Source organism: Geothrix sp. (genome assembly GCF_049292215.1).
Taxonomy (GTDB): Bacteria; Acidobacteriota; Holophagae; order Holophagales; family Holophagaceae; genus Geothrix.
On record NZ_JBATQW010000010.1, the window covers coordinates 23865 to 38448 of the forward strand.

The following is a 14584-nucleotide window of genomic DNA, read 5'->3' on the forward strand; positions in this document are numbered from 1 at the left end:
AACGCCCCCCGGAGGTTCGCCTCCCGGTTCCCCCTCAGCCACGCCGCACCCGGGTTGGCAGCGACTGTTGAAGGCCTTCCGGCCCCACCGAGGCAAAAGCATCCTGGCCATGCTTGCCGGCGTGCTGCTGGTGGCTCTCGTCTTCGTGGATGCCTTGCTCGCTGGCCCCATGCGTGCCTGGGCCGAACGGACCATGAATGCCAACCTGAACGGCTACACCGTGCGCATCGCCAAGGTCCGGCCGCACCTGTGGCGACTGGCCTTCGACCTGGACAACCTGGTCCTGGTGCAGAACACACACCCGGAGCCCCCCGTGGCGGACTTCGGCGCCCTCGAATTCTCCCTGGTCTGGTCTGAGTTGCTCCGCTTCAAGGTGGCCGGGACTCTGACCATCCAGCGTCCGGCCCTGCACATCAACCTGGACCAGATCGAGGAGGAGGCTCAGAGCCATGTGAGCCTCAAGGACCGGGGCTGGCAGAAGGCCGTGGAGTCAATCTTTCCCATCAAGCTGGACCAAGTGAAGGTCGTGGACGGTTCCCTGCTGTACCTCTCCAGCGGCACCGCCACCAAGCCCCTTCGGCTCACGAAGGTCTCCATGCTCGCCAAGAATGTGCGCAACATCGCCGCGGCCAAGGGCACCTACCCCTCGCCAGTGAGCCTGGATGGTGTCCTGTTCGAAACGGGCACGATCTCCTTCAAGGGGGCGGCTGATTTTCTCCGGGAACCCTATGTGGGGGCCCGGGGAGACCTGCGCCTAGACAAGATCCCGTTGGACCGGCTGAACCCCCTGGCCCAGGAATATCAACTGAAGACCACGGGAGGATTCCTATCCTTGCACGGGGCGCTGGAATACACCCCGGAGGCCCAGATGGCCCATCTCGAGGAGGTCCTCCTGGACCAGCTCAAGGTGGATTACGTCACCAGCAAGGCCACCAAGGCTGTGGAGCGGATTCACGGCAAGCAGGCCATCAAGCTGGCGAAGCAGGTCCGCAATGCACCGCAGCTCCTGCTCAAGGTGGATACCCTGAACCTGACCCACAGTCAGCTCGGCTTCGTCAACGAAGGGGTCTCGCCGTCGTATCGACTGTTCATGGCGGACATGAACCTGACCCTGAAGAACCTGAGCAACCAGAGGGAGCCGGGGAAGACCGAATTCCGGGCGCAGGGGACCTTCATGGGGAGCGGCACCACGGTCCTTTCCGGGGCCTTCCGGTCCACCGCGACGCCCGCAGATGCGACGGTTCAGCTCAAGCTCGACGATGCCCGCCTCGTGGACCTCAACGGGATGCTGAGAACCCACGCCGATGTGGATGTGGCGGCTGGCCTGTTCTCCGTCTACACCGAGATGACGGTGAAGAACGGCCGCGTGGAAGGCTATATCAAGCCCCTCATCAAGAACCTGAGGATCTACGACCGGCAGAAGGACCAGGGGAAACCCTTCGGAAAGCGCGTGAAGATGCATGTGCTGCAGTTCTTCGCGGGCCTCTTCAAGAACCACGACTCCAAGGCGGTGGCCACGGTGATCCGCATCTCCGGCTCCACCCATGACCCTCAGACCAGCGAGTGGGAGATCATCCGCAAGCTCATCGGGAATGGCCTCTCCCGCGCCATCCTGCCAGGGTTCCTGACCGGACCGAAGCTCCCGGAACCACCCAAGCCCCCGGAATCCCTCAAGCCTGTCCGGCGTTGAGCAGTCGCTGCGGCTGCCGCTTGTGCTACTTCGGTGGGAACTTGGCCAGGATGTCGCGCACGGCGCTGGCCACCACCTCGTTGGCGTCTTCGGGGTTCTCCAGCCCGGTAAGCGCGCCGGCGGCTGCGCCCTGCCAGACCATCTGGTTGCTCTTGAAGTCCACGATCTCGATGACGATGGTGCCTTCCTTGTACTTCCGCACCTGGGTGGAACTGGTGCCGATGCCGCCACGGAAGGGCCGGTAGCCCCAGCCCCAGCCCATGTGGACCGTGCTGCGGACCTTCCGCTCCTGCACGATGGGGTAGTAGGTCACGAGGAAGTCCGGATCGGCCTTGGTCTCCATGCTGAAGCCCTTGGCCTGCAGCTCCTTCTCGACGGAGGCGCGCACCCGCTTGTCCATGAGGCTCGTGGTGCCGCCGGTGCCCTTCTTGGAGGTGTAGTAGTCGAAGGTCTTGTAGCGGCTGTACGAGGCGGTCACATCGTAGTCGTAGGTCACGTGGTAGCTGCTGCAGGCCGAGAGCAGAAGCAGGGAAAGCAGGGCGGCAGGCAGGGCAGGGGTGCGCATGGGGACCTCCAGACACCAGTATGGATGCCGGAATCCAGGGGAAGGTTGAATCAGGGCGGTCTAGGGTGGTCTGAGTATTTACCGCTTCCAGCCCCCGAGGCCGGGATGGTCTGTTCTGGGCTGTGATTTTCAATTCGTTTCTTTGAACTACGGGGGGTTTCACCCGATCCTGGTGGGGATGGTCCTTGATCCCACCCTCGACCCTGGCGCGTCCAGCCCCCTCTATCTGCAACTGCAGAGGAAGCTCCGCGGCCTGATCCAGCAGGGCGAGTGGCGCCCGGGTTCGCGCCTGCCGGCGGTGCCCGAGCTGGCGCAGCGCTGGGGTGTCCACCGCCTCACGGTGCTGAAGGCCATCGCCGGGCTGAAGCGCACCGGCTGGATCCAGACCGTGCAGGGCCGGGGCAGCTTCGTGGCGCCCCGCCTGCCGGAGGCCCCGGGCCTGCGGGCCAGCAGCGAGTTCCCCTTCGAGGGCTCGCCCCTGCTGGTGCATGACGGCGAGCTGGGATCCTGGCTGGGCGAGACCCTGGAGCGCGCCCAGGACAGCCACCTCATCAGCTTCTCAGCGGGCTTCATCCCCTCGGACCTGCTGCCCGGCGAGCAGCTGCGCCGCCTCACGGCCCAGGTGCTTAAGGATCTCGGCTCGGAGGCCTGGGTCTACTCGGCGCCCGCGGGCTATGCCCCCTACCTGGAGGCCGTGGCACGCTGGCTGGATTCGGAGGGCGAGCCCATCGACGAGGGCTGGGGCATCCGCTCCATTCCCGGCGCCCAGTCGGGCCTGGCCCTGGCCCTGGAGTCCTTCACCGTGCCTGGCGACCGGGTGCTGGTGGAGAGCCCCTGCTACGTGGGCATCCTGGCCCTCATCCGCGCCCTGGGCCGCGAGGCTGTCCCCGTGCCCGTGGATCGCCAGGGCCTCGATCCCGAGCGCCTGGCTTCGGCCCTTCAGCGCAGCGAAGCCAAGATGCTCTTCACGGTGCCCAGCTTCCACAACCCCACGGGCATGACCCAGTCCAAGGCCCGCCGCGAGCGCGTGCTGGCCCTGACCCGCGCCCACGGCGTGATCCTCGTGACCGACTCGGCCTACGGCGACCTGCGCTTCTCCGGCAACTCCCTGCCACCCTTCCGGCGCCTAGACGGCGCCGACCACGTCATCCACCTGGGCAGCTTCTCCAAGTCCTTGGCGGCGGGCCTGCGCATGGGCTACCTCATCGCCCGGCATGACCTGCTGCGGCGCATGGCGCCCATCCAGGAGGTGCAGACCATCGCCCAGCCACCCCTCATGCAGGCGGTGGTGGCGCGCTTCCTCGACAACGGCGGCTTCCGGCGGCACCTGGCCCGCCTCCGCCGCGCCCTCAAGGAGCGCCGGGACGCCATGGTTGAGGCCCTCGCCGAGCACTTCCCGCCAGGCACGCAGGTCTCCGAGCCCAAGGGCGGCATGCACCTCTGGGTGGTGATGCCCGAGGAGTTCTCCGCGCTGGATCTGCACCGCGATGCCCTGCAGCACGGCCTCGGGTTTGCACCGGGCCCCCTCTTCTTCGCCGACGGCCGCGGCACCAACTGCCTCCGCCTGAACTTCTCCACCCACGACCCTGCGACCACCCGGGAGGCCATCGCGCGCCTGGGCCACCTGGTCCACCGGGCCTGATCCGATCCCCCCTCCCACCAAGGAGTTCCAGTGAGCCACGCCATGACCGACGCCACGATCGAGATCCGACCTTCCGCCCACCCCGCCACCGCCGAGGAGCGGGCCGTGCGCATGACCAACCCCGGCTTCGGCCGCGTCTTCACCGACCACATGGTGGTGGTCCCTTACAAGGAGGGCGAGGGCTGGGGTAAGGGCGTGCTGAAGGCCTATGGGCCTCTTGAGATGGACCCCGCCGCCTCCGTTCTGCACTACGGCCAGGCCATCTTCGAGGGATTCAAGGCCTACAAGCAGCCCGATGGCAGCATCGCCTCCTTCCGCCCCGAGGCCAATTCGCGGCGCTTCAATGCCTCCGCCGCCCGCCTCGCCATGCCGGAACTGCCGGAAGCGATCTTCCTCGGCGCCGCCAAGGCCCTCATCACGCAGGACCAAGCCTGGGTGCCCGGGGCCGTGGGCGAGAGCCTCTACATGCGCCCCCTCATGATCGCCACGGAAGCCGCCCTGGGCGTGCGTCCCAGCAACGAGTACCTCTTCGTCCTGCTGGCCAGCCCCAGCGGCGCCTACTTCCCGGCCGGCGTGAAGCCCGTGACCGTTTGGATCTCGGATGATTATGTCCGTGCCGCGCCCGGTGGCACCGGCTTCGCCAAGTGCGCCGGCAACTATGCCGCCAGCCTCGTGGCCCAGCGCCAGGCCAAGGAGGAGGGCTGCGACCAGGTGGTGTGGCTCGATGCCATCGAGCGCAACAACATCGAGGAGATGGGCGGCATGAACATCTTCTTCGTCTATCAGGAGAACGGCGAGACTGTGGTCGTCACTCCCGAGCTCACCGGCACCCTGCTGCCCGGCATCACCCGCGACAGCCTGCTGCAGCTGGCCCGCGAGCAGGGCTTCCGCGCCGAGGAGCGCAAGATCACGGTGGACGAGTGGAAGAACGCCATCGCCGATGGCCGCATGACCGAGGCCTTCGCCTGCGGCACCGCCGCCGTCATCACCCCCGTGGGCCACGTGAAGTCCCGCCGCGGCAACTGGGACATCAACCACGGCCAGACCGGCCCCGTGGCCGCCAAGCTCCGCGAAGTCCTGCTGGACCTCCAGCACGGCCGAGTCCCTGACACCCATGGCTGGATGAAGAAGATCGTCGGCTAGAAGGCGGTTGCACCGCAGCAGAAGGCCCGCCGATGGCGGGCCTTCTGCTGCCTGATTCAGCTCCGTTGCGTGAGGGCGTGTCCTGATTCAAACAACCCGCTCCCAAGGCCGGAAACACTGGCTAAGGGGCCCTTCAAAGGCTCGAATCCTCACTCAGTGCCTGCGACAGAAAACCGGGGTGGGTCAACTTGATCCGAAATTCACATGATCCCTGGTCTGATTTTCCGGGAGGACGTCAACCCTGCGTCCGCAGGATGCGCTTCATCATCTCGACCACGGTGTCGAGGTCATCCAGGGCATTCAGAGCGACCACTTGGTGCTCGTCCAGGGGCTTCCGCTGGCCCAGCAGGAACAGCCTGCCCCTGAGCTTCAGCCGTTGATCCCTGATCGTTGCCATGGCCCCTCCATGCCTCTGTGGCACCCTGGAAGGGGAGAACAGGCTACCAGACCCCCTTTTGGACTCCTCTTGCCCCCTTTCATGTCATGGAAATACATATGGGAACCTGGAGGCACCAAAAAATAAAGCCCCTGGTTTCAGGGGCTTAGTAGCGCATCTGGCGGAGAGAGGGGGATTCGAACCCCCGGTACTGGTTTACCCAATACACTCGCTTAGCAGGCGAGCCCGATCGGCCACTCCGGCATCTCTCCAAGGCCTCCCAGATTACCGTTCCGACCGGGCTGGCACAAGCCTTCTTGCCCGGAGCCGCGCCCAGCCTTCAAGATGGAGGCACGGAGAGTTGGCCGAGTGGTTGATGGCGTCAGTCTTGAAAACTGAAGACGTGCAAGCGTTCGGGGGTTCGAATCCCTCACTCTCCGCCACACCAGCGCCCCGCGAATGCGGGGCGCACGGGTTTGAACGCGCAGAATACGCGGCGTTCCCGCGCCCCACCCTCTACCAGCGGAAGGTCCCGGCGACCTGCAGGAAGTTGCCATCCCGGTTCACATCCGTGCGGGTCGTGGAGGTGGGATTGCCTAGGTCGAAGGTCTTGTAAGGTGAATGGATGAACCGGGTCTCCAGGCCGATGATGCGGGTGAACTGCCACCCCAGGCCGGCTGCCAGGCTCAGGCTGGTGGTGTTCCTGTTGCGCTCGTAGCTGGAGGCGTAGGAGCTGCCCACCTTGTCACTGGTGGTGGTGGTGAGGTCCCAGCGCGTGATCCCGGCACCTCCCGTGAGGTAGAGGCCCACGGGCCTGCCGCTCAGGTGGTAGAGGTAGTCCACGCCGAAGCCCACGGCGCTCAGGCTGCGGGATTCCCGATAGTTGCTGTTGCTCGGCTCATAGCGGGACACCTGGAACACGTTCACGTCCATGCGGGAACGGAGGGCGTGGCCTTGGGCCAGATTCCACTGGGCCAGCACGCTTGCACCGACCCCCAGGCTCTGGTCCGTGTCCTCCTTCAGGTCGCCCAGGGGTGCGTTGAACTGGACCGACAGTCCGTAGGTGGGCCGATGCCGATCCTGGGCGACCAGGGGAAGGACGAGAAGCAGTGGAAGGAGCGCGAGGCACTTCATGGGACTCCGTGGACCACCCACTCGGTGGGGCAGGACGGGCAGCAGGTGGCCGACCGTTGGGAATGTCCATCTGGGAGCAAGAACGTATCCAATTGATAAACATCTTAATTAACAATTTTTGAATATATTGCAAAGGGCCTGGATTCAAGCCTGGACCGATCATTTCGATCGGAAGCACCTTCAGATCCGGTGGGTCCGCTGGGCGATGGGAGGTGCCAAAGCGGCTGGGGTCGACAAACTCATGGACGCCGCCAAGAAGCTGGTTGCCTCCTTTCAGGCAAGCCGTACCAATCGAGGTTTGTGCCAAACTGTAAGCCTCTTATTTGCTTTACTAAATTTTTTCTATTCGAAAATTTGGTTATTTTAAAATGACAAAATTTTTAAAATATTTAATAAACACATTTATTTAAATAATTATATTTTGTAACAAAATTTTGAATGAATTTGGCAACGTGACATTAAATGCGGATCACAGAAATCCCCGATCCCGATTCCTGTCAGGACCGATTATTCTGGAACAGTCCGAGGAGCGCTGCAGGACCCGGCAGCTCGGCTGCGCGGGATCTCAGGCTCGGATGCTTCCCTCAGGAACGGCGCTCACCTCAACCCAGACCCGGGTCGATGAGGTGGCTCCCCGCCCGTCGCCCGCCCTTCGAGGAGGTCCCATGACCGTCGCCACCACCGATTTCATAGTCGCCGATCTCTCCCTGGCCCCCTGGGGCCGCCGGGAGATCGCCATCGCCGAGGGCGAGATGCCCGCCCTCATGGCCATCCGTGAGCAGTACTCGGTGCAGCAACCCCTCAAGGGCGCCCGCATCGCCGGTTCCCTGCACATGACCATCCAGACCGCCGTGCTCATCGAGACCCTGAAGGCCCTAGGCGCCGACGTGCGCTGGGCCAGCTGCAACATCTTCAGCACCCAGGACCACGCCGCCGCCGCCATCGCCGCGGGCGGCACGCCGGTCTTCGCCATCAAGGGCGAGACCCTGCCGGCCTACTGGGATTACACGCACCGCATCTTCGACTTCGAGGGCGGCGCCAACATGATCCTGGACGATGGCGGCGACGCCACCCTGCTGCTGCACCTGGGCGCTCGGGCCGAGCTGGACGCCAGCGTCCTCGACCACCCGGACAGCGAGGAGGCCACGGTGCTCTTCGCCGCCATCCGCAGGCGCATCGCCGAGAAGCCGGGGTGGTACTCCGCCCAGCTGGCCAAGGTCCTGGGCGTCACCGAGGAGACCACCACCGGCGTGCACCGGCTGTACGAGATGGCGAAGAAGGGCGAGCTGCGCTTCCCCGCCATCAACGTCAACGACAGCGTCACCAAGAGCAAGTTCGACAACCTCTACGGCTGCCGCGAGTCGCTGGTGGACGCCATCAAGCGCGCCACCGACGTGATGGTCGCCGGCAAGATCGCCGTGGTCTGCGGCTATGGCGACGTGGGCAAGGGCAGCGCCCAGGCCCTGCGTGCCCTGAGCGCCCAAGTGTGGGTCACGGAGATCGATCCCATCTGCGCCCTGCAAGCGGCCATGGAGGGCTACCGCGTGGTCACCATGGACGAGGCCTGCAGCCAGGCAGACATCTTCGTCACCTGCACCGGCAACCTGCGCGTCATCACCCACGACCACATGAAGCGGATGAAGCATAACGCCATCGTGTGCAACATCGGCCACTTCGACAGCGAGATCGACGTCGCCAGTCTGGAGAAATATACCTGGGAGGAGATCAAGCCCCAGGTGGACCACGTCATCTTCCCTGATGGCCACCGCATCATCCTGCTGGCCAAGGGCCGCCTAGTGAACCTGGGCTGCGGCACGGGCCATCCCAGCTACGTGATGTCCTCCTCCTTCGCCAACCAGACCCTGGCCCAGATCGAGCTGTGGACGAAGAAGGGCGACTACCCGGTCGGCGTCTACACCCTGCCCAAGCACCTGGACGAGCAGGTGGCACGGCTCCAGTTGCAGACCCTGAACGCGAAGCTCACCACCCTTCGTCCCGATCAGGCCAATTACATCGGCGTGCCGCTGGAAGGGCCCTACAAGACCGACCACTACCGGTACTAGGCCCCTCTCGCTGAACGAGCTAGCCCGAACGGCGCCGAGAGGCGCCGTGCTTGTTTATTGGTGATCTCCTGATCAGGATGATCGGATCAAAGGGGGTATGCATGCGGACCTGGCTGCTGGGCATCCTCTTGGTCATCGGCGGGCTGGTCCTGGTCCTCGGGCTCTGGCTGCTGGGCTACCACCTCAGCGGGAAGTGGGCCTTTCAGCGCTGGCAGGCCCAGCGCATCGCCACGGGCGACCGCTTCGGCTGGAAGGAGCTCGCGCCGTCGCCGGTGCCCGCAGAGCAGAATTTCGCCGAGGCCCCACTGGTCAAAGGAGCCATGGGTCGGGGCCCGGCCGATGCCCGGTTTGCCGCGCTCTCCCTGCCCAGCGGGGCCCTGAACCACCTCGGTAACTGGATGGAGGGTCGGCCGGATGATCTGGACGCTGTGGGTCGGGCCTTTGGAACGGCAGACCTCCAGACCGTGTTCAAGCCCATGGAGCCGATCTTCCGCGACCTGGATCAGGCGACCCTTCGGAGCGGTTGCCGCATTCCCATGGAGTACGAGGACGGCGGCATCCCCGCGCTCCTGGGCTTCCGTGCGGCCATGCGCACCCTGCGGGTGCGGGCCAACGCCCACCTGCGCGCGGGTCGCACCGACCTGGCCCTGGCGGACCTGGAGACCGGGCTGCGCCTGGCCGAGCACTTGAAGGCCGAACCCCACCTGATCAGCGCCCTCCTGCGGGTGGCCGTCCTGAACATCACCCTGCAGGTGGCCTGGGAGGGGCTGGAGGACCGCCGCTGGACCGCAGCGCACTTGTCCCGGTTGCAGGCGGACCTGGCCCGCATCGACCTGCTGCCCAGCCTGAAGCTGGCCTGGCAGGCTGAGCGCGAGTTCGGCATCACGGCGCTCACGGCTCTGGCCGAGAACCGGTCGACGCCTACCTTCGAGATCGAGGGTCGGAGCGCCAAGGTCTGGCCAGGCCCCCTCGGACGCGGCTGGGTCTACCGCAACCTGCTGGCGTACTGCCGCTTCATGACGACGCTGGTGGAGGCCCAGGACCCACAGGCCCACCGCGTCCACCCCGACTGGATCATCAACGGCAAAGCCTGGGAACAGTCCCTCCGGTACCGATACGACCTTAGGCTCGCCCGGCTCGGCGTCCCCGCGCTCTTGGGCCAGGTCCAGCGGTTCGCCCGGACCCAGGCCCTCATCGAGGAGGGCGTGGTGGTCTGCGCCCTCGAGCGGCACCGCCTGGAGAAGGGGCAGTACCCCGAGCGTCTGGACGCCCTGGTCCCGGCCTACCTCCAGGCCCTGCCCCACGACCTGGTGACGGGGGGGCCCCTGCAATACGCCCGCAAGGGCGAGGGCTTCACGCTGTACCAGGTGGGATGGAACGGGCAGGACAACGACGGGACGGTGGCCTGGACAGGTGAGGGTAAGGACCGCAAGGTCGACCCCGACCGGGGCGACTGGGTCTGGCCCCACGCCAGCCACTGAGGGGCCGGGGCCCTGGTTATGATCGTGATTTCGAAGGAGCCCCACCGTGGCCGATGACAAGAAGGAACCCTGGCTGAACCTGCTGGCCCTCACCACGGTGATCCTGGCGGTGTGCGCGACGCTGGCAACCTTCAAGGGCGGCGGCTACTCCACCAAGACCGTGCTGAACCAGGCCATGGCCTCGGACCAGTGGGCCTACTTCCAGGCCAAGGGCATCAAGGGGAACCTCTACGAGGTGGAGGCCATGCGCCTCAAGCGGGAACAGGAACTGGCGCCCAGGACCTCGCTGCCGCTGCTGGAGAAGAGCCTGGCCGATGTGGAGAAGAAGGTCGCCAATTACGACGGGGAGAAGGCCGAGATCTTCAAGAAGGCGACGGCCTTCGAGGAGGCCAAGGCCGACGCCCAGAGGCACGGCGCCCCCTTCGGGCTGGCGGTGATCTACCTGCAGATCGGCATCCTGCTCTCGTCCATCGCGGCCCTGCTGAAACAGAAGCCGGTCTACTGGGCGGGCCTCGCCGTGGGCCTCGTCGGCATCGTCTACTTCGCCGACGGGTTCTTCCTCTTCTTCCCCGTCTGATGTGGCGGCTGACGGTCGCGGCGGTCATCGAGCGCGAGGGCCGGTTCCTGTTCGTGGAGGAACCGGACAAGGTGACGGGCCTGCCGGTGATCAACCAGCCCGCGGGCCATGTGGAACCCGGCGAGTCCCCGCTCGACGCCGTACACCGCGAGGTGCACGAGGAGACCGGCCTCGCCTTCACAGCGGTGGCCATCGTGGGTCTCTACCCCCTGAAGGCGGCCAACGGGAGCGACTACTTCCGCATCTGCTACACGGGCACCGTGCCCGATGGTGTCGAGGCCGTGCCGGAAGACGCAGACATCCTCTGCTGCCACTGGCTCAGCCGGGAGGAACTGGCCCTGGCCCCGCTGCGCTCCGGGTGGGTGCTGCGCTGCCTGGACGATGTCCTGGCGGGAAAGCGCTTCCCGCTGGATCTCGTGGCCGACATCCGGGTGGAGCGGTAGGGGTTATTTCCTGCGGAACCACACCGCCGCGATCACCGAGGTGAAAAAGCCCGTCAGCACCGTGCCGATGGCGCCGGCCATGGCGCTGGCCCGGGGCGTCTGCATGGGGGCCTGGGCCTTCACGGCCGCCTCGATCTGCTCGGGGCTCAGGCCCTGCTTCGCCATCACCTGGCGGCCGAGGGCCTCCAGCTCATGGAAGTACTTCGGGAAGACCAGGGTGGTGAAGAGGATGCTGGCCGCGAAGATGATCAGCGAGCCCAGCAGGGAGATGCTCACGCCGGTCCAGACCTGCCGCCCATAGCCCAAGTCCCGCCCTGACTCGCGCAGCGCCCAGACCAGCAGGCCGATCTGATAGGGGATCACCAGCCAGAAGAGGTAGAGCAGGGAGGGGCTTTTGTACCAGCCGGTGAAGCCCATGACGAAGGTCCAGGTGGCCACGCCGAGACCGAGGAGGACGCCGTAGCGCAGGGTGGGGTGCATGGGGCCTCCAGGGCTCAGAAGATGTAGCTGCCGCCGTTGACAGGCAGGGTGACGCCGGTGACGAAGCCCGATTGGACTAGGCCGGTGACGGCCTCGGCCACATCGGCGGCCAGGCCATTGCGACGCAGGGGCGTGTGGGCCGCCGCCGCGTCTTTATGCTTCTCGGGGAGCTGGGCGGTGGCATCTGTCAGGGTGAGGCCCGGGGCCACGGCATTCACCCGGATGCCCATGGGCCCCAGCTCGCAGGCCAGGGCCCGCACGAAGCCCTCCAGGCCGGCCTTGGCGACGCTGTGGGCGCAGAACCCCCAGCCCGGGTTGCGGGCCAGGCCGCTGGTGATGGCCACGATGGTGCCGCCCTTTCGTTCCAGCATCTGGGGCACCACGGCCCGGCAGCCGTGGAAGGCCGCGCCAAGCTCGCCCAGCAGCTTCGCCTCGAAGGACTCCCAGGGGTAGTCCAGGAATCCGGTCATGGGGAAGGAGATGGAGGCATTCAGCACGAGGATGCTGATGGGGCCCAGCTCGGCCTTCACGGTGGCGGCCATGGCCTCCAGCTGGTGCGGGTCCCGGGCATCGGCCTTCACGGCCAGGGCCGTTCCCCCGGCGGCGCGGATGGCCTGCACCACGGCCTGGGCCGCGGCCTCGGAGCCGAAGTAGTTCACGGCCACCGCAGCCCCCTGGGCCGCCAGGGAGAGGGCGATGGCGGCGCCGATGCCGCGACTGGCTCCGGTGACGAGTGCGACCTGACCCTCGAGCGACATGGAACCTCCAGGATGAGCGGGTGCTGATCCGTCGAGGTTAGCCCATCAGGTCGGCGATGCCCATGCCACCGGTGGCGCCGGCCTCGCCTGTGAGGGCGCGGCGCAGGTACCCTGCCTGGCCCAGGTGGAAGGCCAGGTGCGTGGACAGGTGCAGCAGGAACCGTCGCGCAGGGGGCTGGTGGCCCATCACGGCCAGGGGATAGGGCTCGGCCAGGGCGGCTTCCGTCAGGCCTTGCAGGCCCACCTCCACCTCGCGGACCGCTGCCTTCAGCATGGCGGTCACCTCTGCGCGGCCGCCCTCGCGCTGAGCGAACTCCCGGTCGCGGTCGCGCACGTAGCCCGTGGCGCCCAACACCGCACCCACGAAGTGACGCAGGTTCCCCGCCACGTGCAGGGCCAGGTTGCCGGCGCTGTTGCGGACGCCCGGCAGCGTGCGCCAGAGCGTCGCGTCATCGGGGAAGGCCTCCACCTCGCGGATGAAGCAGCCAAGGTCGCGGCGCAGGAGGATGAGGAGGTCGGCGGCGAGGGGCGTCATGGCGATCATCCTAGACCCGGTTGTGGGATCCTGGCGTCATGGACCTCCAAGCCCTCCTCGACGACCTGGCCCGCGAAGCCGCGCCCTTTGCGGCGCAGGGGAAGGTGGCGGACTACATCCCGGCCCTGGCGGCGGTGGACCCGGCGCGCTTCGGCATCGCCCTGGGCACCGTGGACGGTCAGCTGCTGGGGAGCGGTGACTGGCGGGTGCCCTTCTCCATCCAGAGCGTGTCCAAGGCCTTCTCCCTGGCCCTGGTGCTGGCCCGGGATGGCGAGGCCCTGTGGCGGCGCGTGGGCCGCGAGCCCTCGGGCAACCCCTTCAACTCGCTGGTGCAGCTGGAGTACGAGAAGGGCATTCCGCGCAATCCCTTCATCAACGCCGGGGCCCTCATCCTCATCGACCGACTGCTCTCGCTCACGGGCGACTCCCTGGGCACCCTGCGGGACTTCCTCCGCGCCGAGAGCGGCAATGCGGCCCTGGACATCGACGCGGAAGTCGCCGCCTCCGAGGCGGGCCACGGCCACCGCAACGCCGCGCTGGCGCACTTCATGGCCAGCTGCGGGAATCTGGAGAATCCGGTGGAGTCGGTGCTCCACCACTACTTCCGCCAGTGCGCCCTCACCATGAGCTGCGCGGACCTGGCCAAGGCGGGGCTCTTCCTGGCCAACCATGGCCTGCGCGCCGATGGTTCACGCCTGCTCAGCCGCAGCGAGGCCAAGCGCATCAACGCGATCATGCTCACCTGCGGCACCTACGACGCCGCCGGCGACTTCGCCTACCGCGTGGGTCTGCCGGGCAAGAGCGGCGTGGGCGGCGGCATCCTGGCGGTGCTGCCCGAGCGCGGCGTGCTCTGCGTGTGGAGCCCGGCGCTGGACGCCCACGGCAACAGCGTGGCGGGAGTCGAAGCCCTGGACCGCTTCACCACCCGGACCGGCTGGTCGGTGTTCTAGCGCCGGGCCAGCAGGGCCAGGCCCCCCAGCACCAGCGCCATGCCCAGCCCCTTCACGGGCGAGAAGGACTCCCGGAAGGCGCCCACCGCGATGGGCACGAGGATTAGGGCCGCGGCGCCGTTCACGACCACGGCGGACCACTGCAGGGAGCCGCCCCAGCGGTAGGCCAGGAGGAAGCCCACCTCGATGAGCAGCACGCCCACACCCAGCACCAGGGCCGCGCGCAGGCTGGAGCCCGTGGCCAGGCCCGCGAAGGCTTCGCGCCAGATGCCCGCGCTGCCGGTGGGCTGGACCCAGGGCAGGGCCAGGGCGGCGAGGGCGAAGGCCACGGCATAGGCCCCCATGAGCAGGGCCAGGGGCTGGACGCTGGGGGGCACCAGCTTCTGGCCGGTGTGGTAGATGACAGAACCCAGGATGGCCAGGGCGAAGGCGAACAGGAGGGGCTTCATGGGACCTCGCTCAGGGGGCGGCCGGGAAGGGGCGCCGGGATTCGGCGCCGAGGAAGGACCAGGCCACGAAGCGGCTCTGCTTCTGACCCTGGGCCATGGCCACGGTGCGGATGTCCCGGGCCTCCACCTGGCGCAGCAGGCGGTGCAGGCTGGGCAGGGCGGCCGAGCTGGACACCAGGGTGGTGAACCAGCCCACCTGCGGGCCCAGCGCCACGCTCTCCTCGATCATGCGGCGGATGAAGCCTGCCTCGCCGCCCTCACACCACAGCTCTGCGCCCTGGCCGCCGAAGTTCCGCGC

The 14584-nt window shown here is 66.8% G+C and carries 16 protein-coding genes, 2 tRNA genes and 1 riboswitch; of the genes, 9 read left to right on the forward strand and 9 right to left on the reverse strand.

Going from position 1 to position 14584, the window contains the following annotated elements; genetic code table 11:
* Positions 1 to 109: 109 nt before the first annotated feature.
* Positions 110 to 1690 carry a DUF748 domain-containing protein gene (locus WAS25_RS01965; protein WP_422309786.1) on the forward strand — a complete coding sequence of 527 codons (1581 nt, stop codon included), beginning with the start codon at positions 110 to 112 and terminating at the stop codon, positions 1688 to 1690.
* 25 nt (positions 1691 to 1715) lie between these two features.
* Here the strand turns inward: WAS25_RS01965 and WAS25_RS01970 are convergent, their stop codons facing one another.
* Positions 1716 to 2255, reverse strand: coding sequence for a DUF4136 domain-containing protein (locus WAS25_RS01970; RefSeq protein ID WP_422309788.1), 540 nt, complete (start codon positions 2253 to 2255; stop codon positions 1716 to 1718).
* A 178-nt stretch (positions 2256 to 2433) separates the two neighbouring features.
* Here WAS25_RS01970 and WAS25_RS01975 point away from each other — a divergent pair, with 178 nt between their 5' ends.
* Both WAS25_RS01975 and WAS25_RS01980 read left to right on the forward strand, forming a co-directional pair.
* A complete protein-coding gene (locus tag WAS25_RS01975) occupies positions 2434 to 3897 on the forward strand; it encodes a PLP-dependent aminotransferase family protein (RefSeq protein WP_422309790.1) in 1464 nt (487 codons plus the stop codon).
* Positions 3898 to 3939: 42 nt separating this feature from the next.
* The gene (locus WAS25_RS01980; RefSeq protein WP_422309791.1) at positions 3940 to 5040 is read left to right on the forward strand and encodes a branched-chain amino acid aminotransferase; all 1101 of its coding nucleotides are present in this window, start codon (positions 3940 to 3942) and stop codon (positions 5038 to 5040) included.
* Between the two features lie 235 nt (positions 5041 to 5275).
* Here the strand turns inward: WAS25_RS01980 and WAS25_RS01985 are convergent, their stop codons facing one another.
* Positions 5276 to 5437, reverse strand: coding sequence for a hypothetical protein (locus WAS25_RS01985; protein ID WP_422309793.1), 162 nt, complete (start codon positions 5435 to 5437; stop codon positions 5276 to 5278).
* Positions 5438 to 5595: 158 nt separating this feature from the next.
* A tRNA-Ser gene (locus WAS25_RS01990) sits at positions 5596 to 5688 on the reverse strand.
* 83 nt (positions 5689 to 5771) lie between these two features.
* Between WAS25_RS01990 and WAS25_RS01995 the strand changes: the two genes are divergently transcribed.
* A tRNA-Ser gene (locus tag WAS25_RS01995) sits at positions 5772 to 5859 on the forward strand.
* Positions 5860 to 5932: 73 nt separating this feature from the next.
* Here the strand turns inward: WAS25_RS01995 and WAS25_RS02000 are convergent.
* A complete protein-coding gene (locus WAS25_RS02000) occupies positions 5933 to 6550 on the reverse strand; it encodes an outer membrane beta-barrel protein (protein ID WP_422309795.1) in 618 nt (205 codons plus the stop codon).
* A gap of 518 nt (positions 6551 to 7068) precedes the next feature.
* Positions 7069 to 7156: riboswitch (S-adenosyl-L-homocysteine riboswitch) on the forward strand.
* A 59-nt stretch (positions 7157 to 7215) separates the two neighbouring features.
* On the opposite strand from WAS25_RS02000, the gene ahcY reads away from it, so the two are divergent.
* The 4 genes from ahcY (at position 7216) to WAS25_RS02020 (ending at position 11114) form a co-directional block, all read left to right on the forward strand.
* Positions 7216 to 8613: an adenosylhomocysteinase gene (gene ahcY, locus WAS25_RS02005; protein WP_422309797.1), complete on the forward strand. Its 1398-nt coding sequence runs from the start codon at positions 7216 to 7218 to the stop codon at positions 8611 to 8613.
* A 101-nt stretch (positions 8614 to 8714) separates the two neighbouring features.
* Positions 8715 to 10094, forward strand: a complete 1380-nt coding sequence (locus tag WAS25_RS02010; RefSeq protein ID WP_422309799.1) for a hypothetical protein — start codon at positions 8715 to 8717, stop codon at positions 10092 to 10094.
* A 46-nt stretch (positions 10095 to 10140) separates the two neighbouring features.
* Positions 10141 to 10671 carry a DUF4337 domain-containing protein gene (locus WAS25_RS02015; RefSeq protein ID WP_422309801.1) on the forward strand — a complete coding sequence of 177 codons (531 nt, stop codon included), beginning with the start codon at positions 10141 to 10143 and terminating at the stop codon, positions 10669 to 10671.
* Complete coding sequence (locus tag WAS25_RS02020; protein ID WP_422309803.1) at positions 10671 to 11114, forward strand: NUDIX domain-containing protein; 444 nt, start codon at positions 10671 to 10673, stop codon at positions 11112 to 11114. Before WAS25_RS02015 ends, WAS25_RS02020 begins: the two co-directional genes overlap by 1 nt.
* A 3-nt stretch (positions 11115 to 11117) precedes the next feature.
* Here WAS25_RS02020 and WAS25_RS02025 read toward each other — a convergent pair whose 3' ends face one another.
* From WAS25_RS02025 to WAS25_RS02035, 3 genes are read right to left on the reverse strand one after another with little or no spacing between them, the layout of a single operon-like run.
* A complete protein-coding gene (locus WAS25_RS02025) occupies positions 11118 to 11594 on the reverse strand; it encodes a DUF4199 domain-containing protein (protein WP_422309805.1) in 477 nt (158 codons plus the stop codon).
* 14 nt (positions 11595 to 11608) lie between these two features.
* On the reverse strand, positions 11609 to 12352 hold the full coding sequence (locus WAS25_RS02030) for an SDR family oxidoreductase (protein ID WP_422309807.1): 744 nt from the start codon (positions 12350 to 12352) through the stop codon (positions 11609 to 11611).
* Positions 12353 to 12389: 37 nt separating this feature from the next.
* A complete protein-coding gene (locus tag WAS25_RS02035; protein ID WP_422309809.1) occupies positions 12390 to 12887 on the reverse strand; it encodes a DinB family protein in 498 nt (165 codons plus the stop codon).
* A 38-nt stretch (positions 12888 to 12925) separates the two neighbouring features.
* Here WAS25_RS02035 and WAS25_RS02040 point away from each other — a divergent pair, with 38 nt between their 5' ends.
* Positions 12926 to 13837: a glutaminase gene (locus WAS25_RS02040; RefSeq protein WP_422309811.1), complete on the forward strand. Its 912-nt coding sequence runs from the start codon at positions 12926 to 12928 to the stop codon at positions 13835 to 13837.
* Here the strand turns inward: WAS25_RS02040 and WAS25_RS02045 are convergent.
* Entirely contained in the window at positions 13834 to 14286 is a 453-nt protein-coding gene (locus tag WAS25_RS02045; protein ID WP_422309813.1) for a hypothetical protein, read from the reverse strand. The two genes, WAS25_RS02040 and WAS25_RS02045, sit on opposite strands and share 4 nt — an antisense overlap.
* Positions 14287 to 14296: 10 nt before the next feature.
* The coding region (locus WAS25_RS02050; RefSeq protein ID WP_422309814.1) for an RlmF-related methyltransferase at positions 14297 to 14584 on the reverse strand (288 nt) is incomplete at its 5' end.

Excerpts from the sequence above, each read along its gene's own strand:
- WAS25_RS02025 (WP_422309805.1), bottom strand. The coding sequence starts at position 11,594 with ATGCACCCCACCCTGCGCTACGGCGTCCTCCTCGGTCTCGGCGTGGCC.
- WAS25_RS02035 (WP_422309809.1), bottom strand. The coding sequence starts at position 12,887 with ATGACGCCCCTCGCCGCCGACCTCCTCATCCTCCTGCGCCGCGACCTT.
- WAS25_RS01965 (WP_422309786.1), top strand. The coding sequence starts at position 110 with ATGCTTGCCGGCGTGCTGCTGGTGGCTCTCGTCTTCGTGGATGCCTTG.
- WAS25_RS02040 (WP_422309811.1), top strand. The coding sequence starts at position 12,926 with ATGGACCTCCAAGCCCTCCTCGACGACCTGGCCCGCGAAGCCGCGCCC.
- ahcY (WP_422309797.1), top strand. The coding sequence starts at position 7,216 with ATGACCGTCGCCACCACCGATTTCATAGTCGCCGATCTCTCCCTGGCC.
- WAS25_RS02030 (WP_422309807.1), bottom strand. The coding sequence starts at position 12,352 with ATGTCGCTCGAGGGTCAGGTCGCACTCGTCACCGGAGCCAGTCGCGGC.
- WAS25_RS01985 (WP_422309793.1), bottom strand. The coding sequence starts at position 5,437 with ATGGCAACGATCAGGGATCAACGGCTGAAGCTCAGGGGCAGGCTGTTC.
- WAS25_RS02020 (WP_422309803.1), top strand. The coding sequence starts at position 10,671 with ATGTGGCGGCTGACGGTCGCGGCGGTCATCGAGCGCGAGGGCCGGTTC.
- WAS25_RS01975 (WP_422309790.1), top strand. The coding sequence starts at position 2,434 with ATGGTCCTTGATCCCACCCTCGACCCTGGCGCGTCCAGCCCCCTCTAT.
- WAS25_RS02000 (WP_422309795.1), bottom strand. The coding sequence starts at position 6,550 with ATGAAGTGCCTCGCGCTCCTTCCACTGCTTCTCGTCCTTCCCCTGGTC.
- WAS25_RS01970 (WP_422309788.1), bottom strand. The coding sequence starts at position 2,255 with ATGCGCACCCCTGCCCTGCCTGCCGCCCTGCTTTCCCTGCTTCTGCTC.
- WAS25_RS02010 (WP_422309799.1), top strand. The coding sequence starts at position 8,715 with ATGCGGACCTGGCTGCTGGGCATCCTCTTGGTCATCGGCGGGCTGGTC.
- WAS25_RS01980 (WP_422309791.1), top strand. The coding sequence starts at position 3,940 with ATGACCGACGCCACGATCGAGATCCGACCTTCCGCCCACCCCGCCACC.
- WAS25_RS02045 (WP_422309813.1), bottom strand. The coding sequence starts at position 14,286 with ATGAAGCCCCTCCTGTTCGCCTTCGCCCTGGCCATCCTGGGTTCTGTC.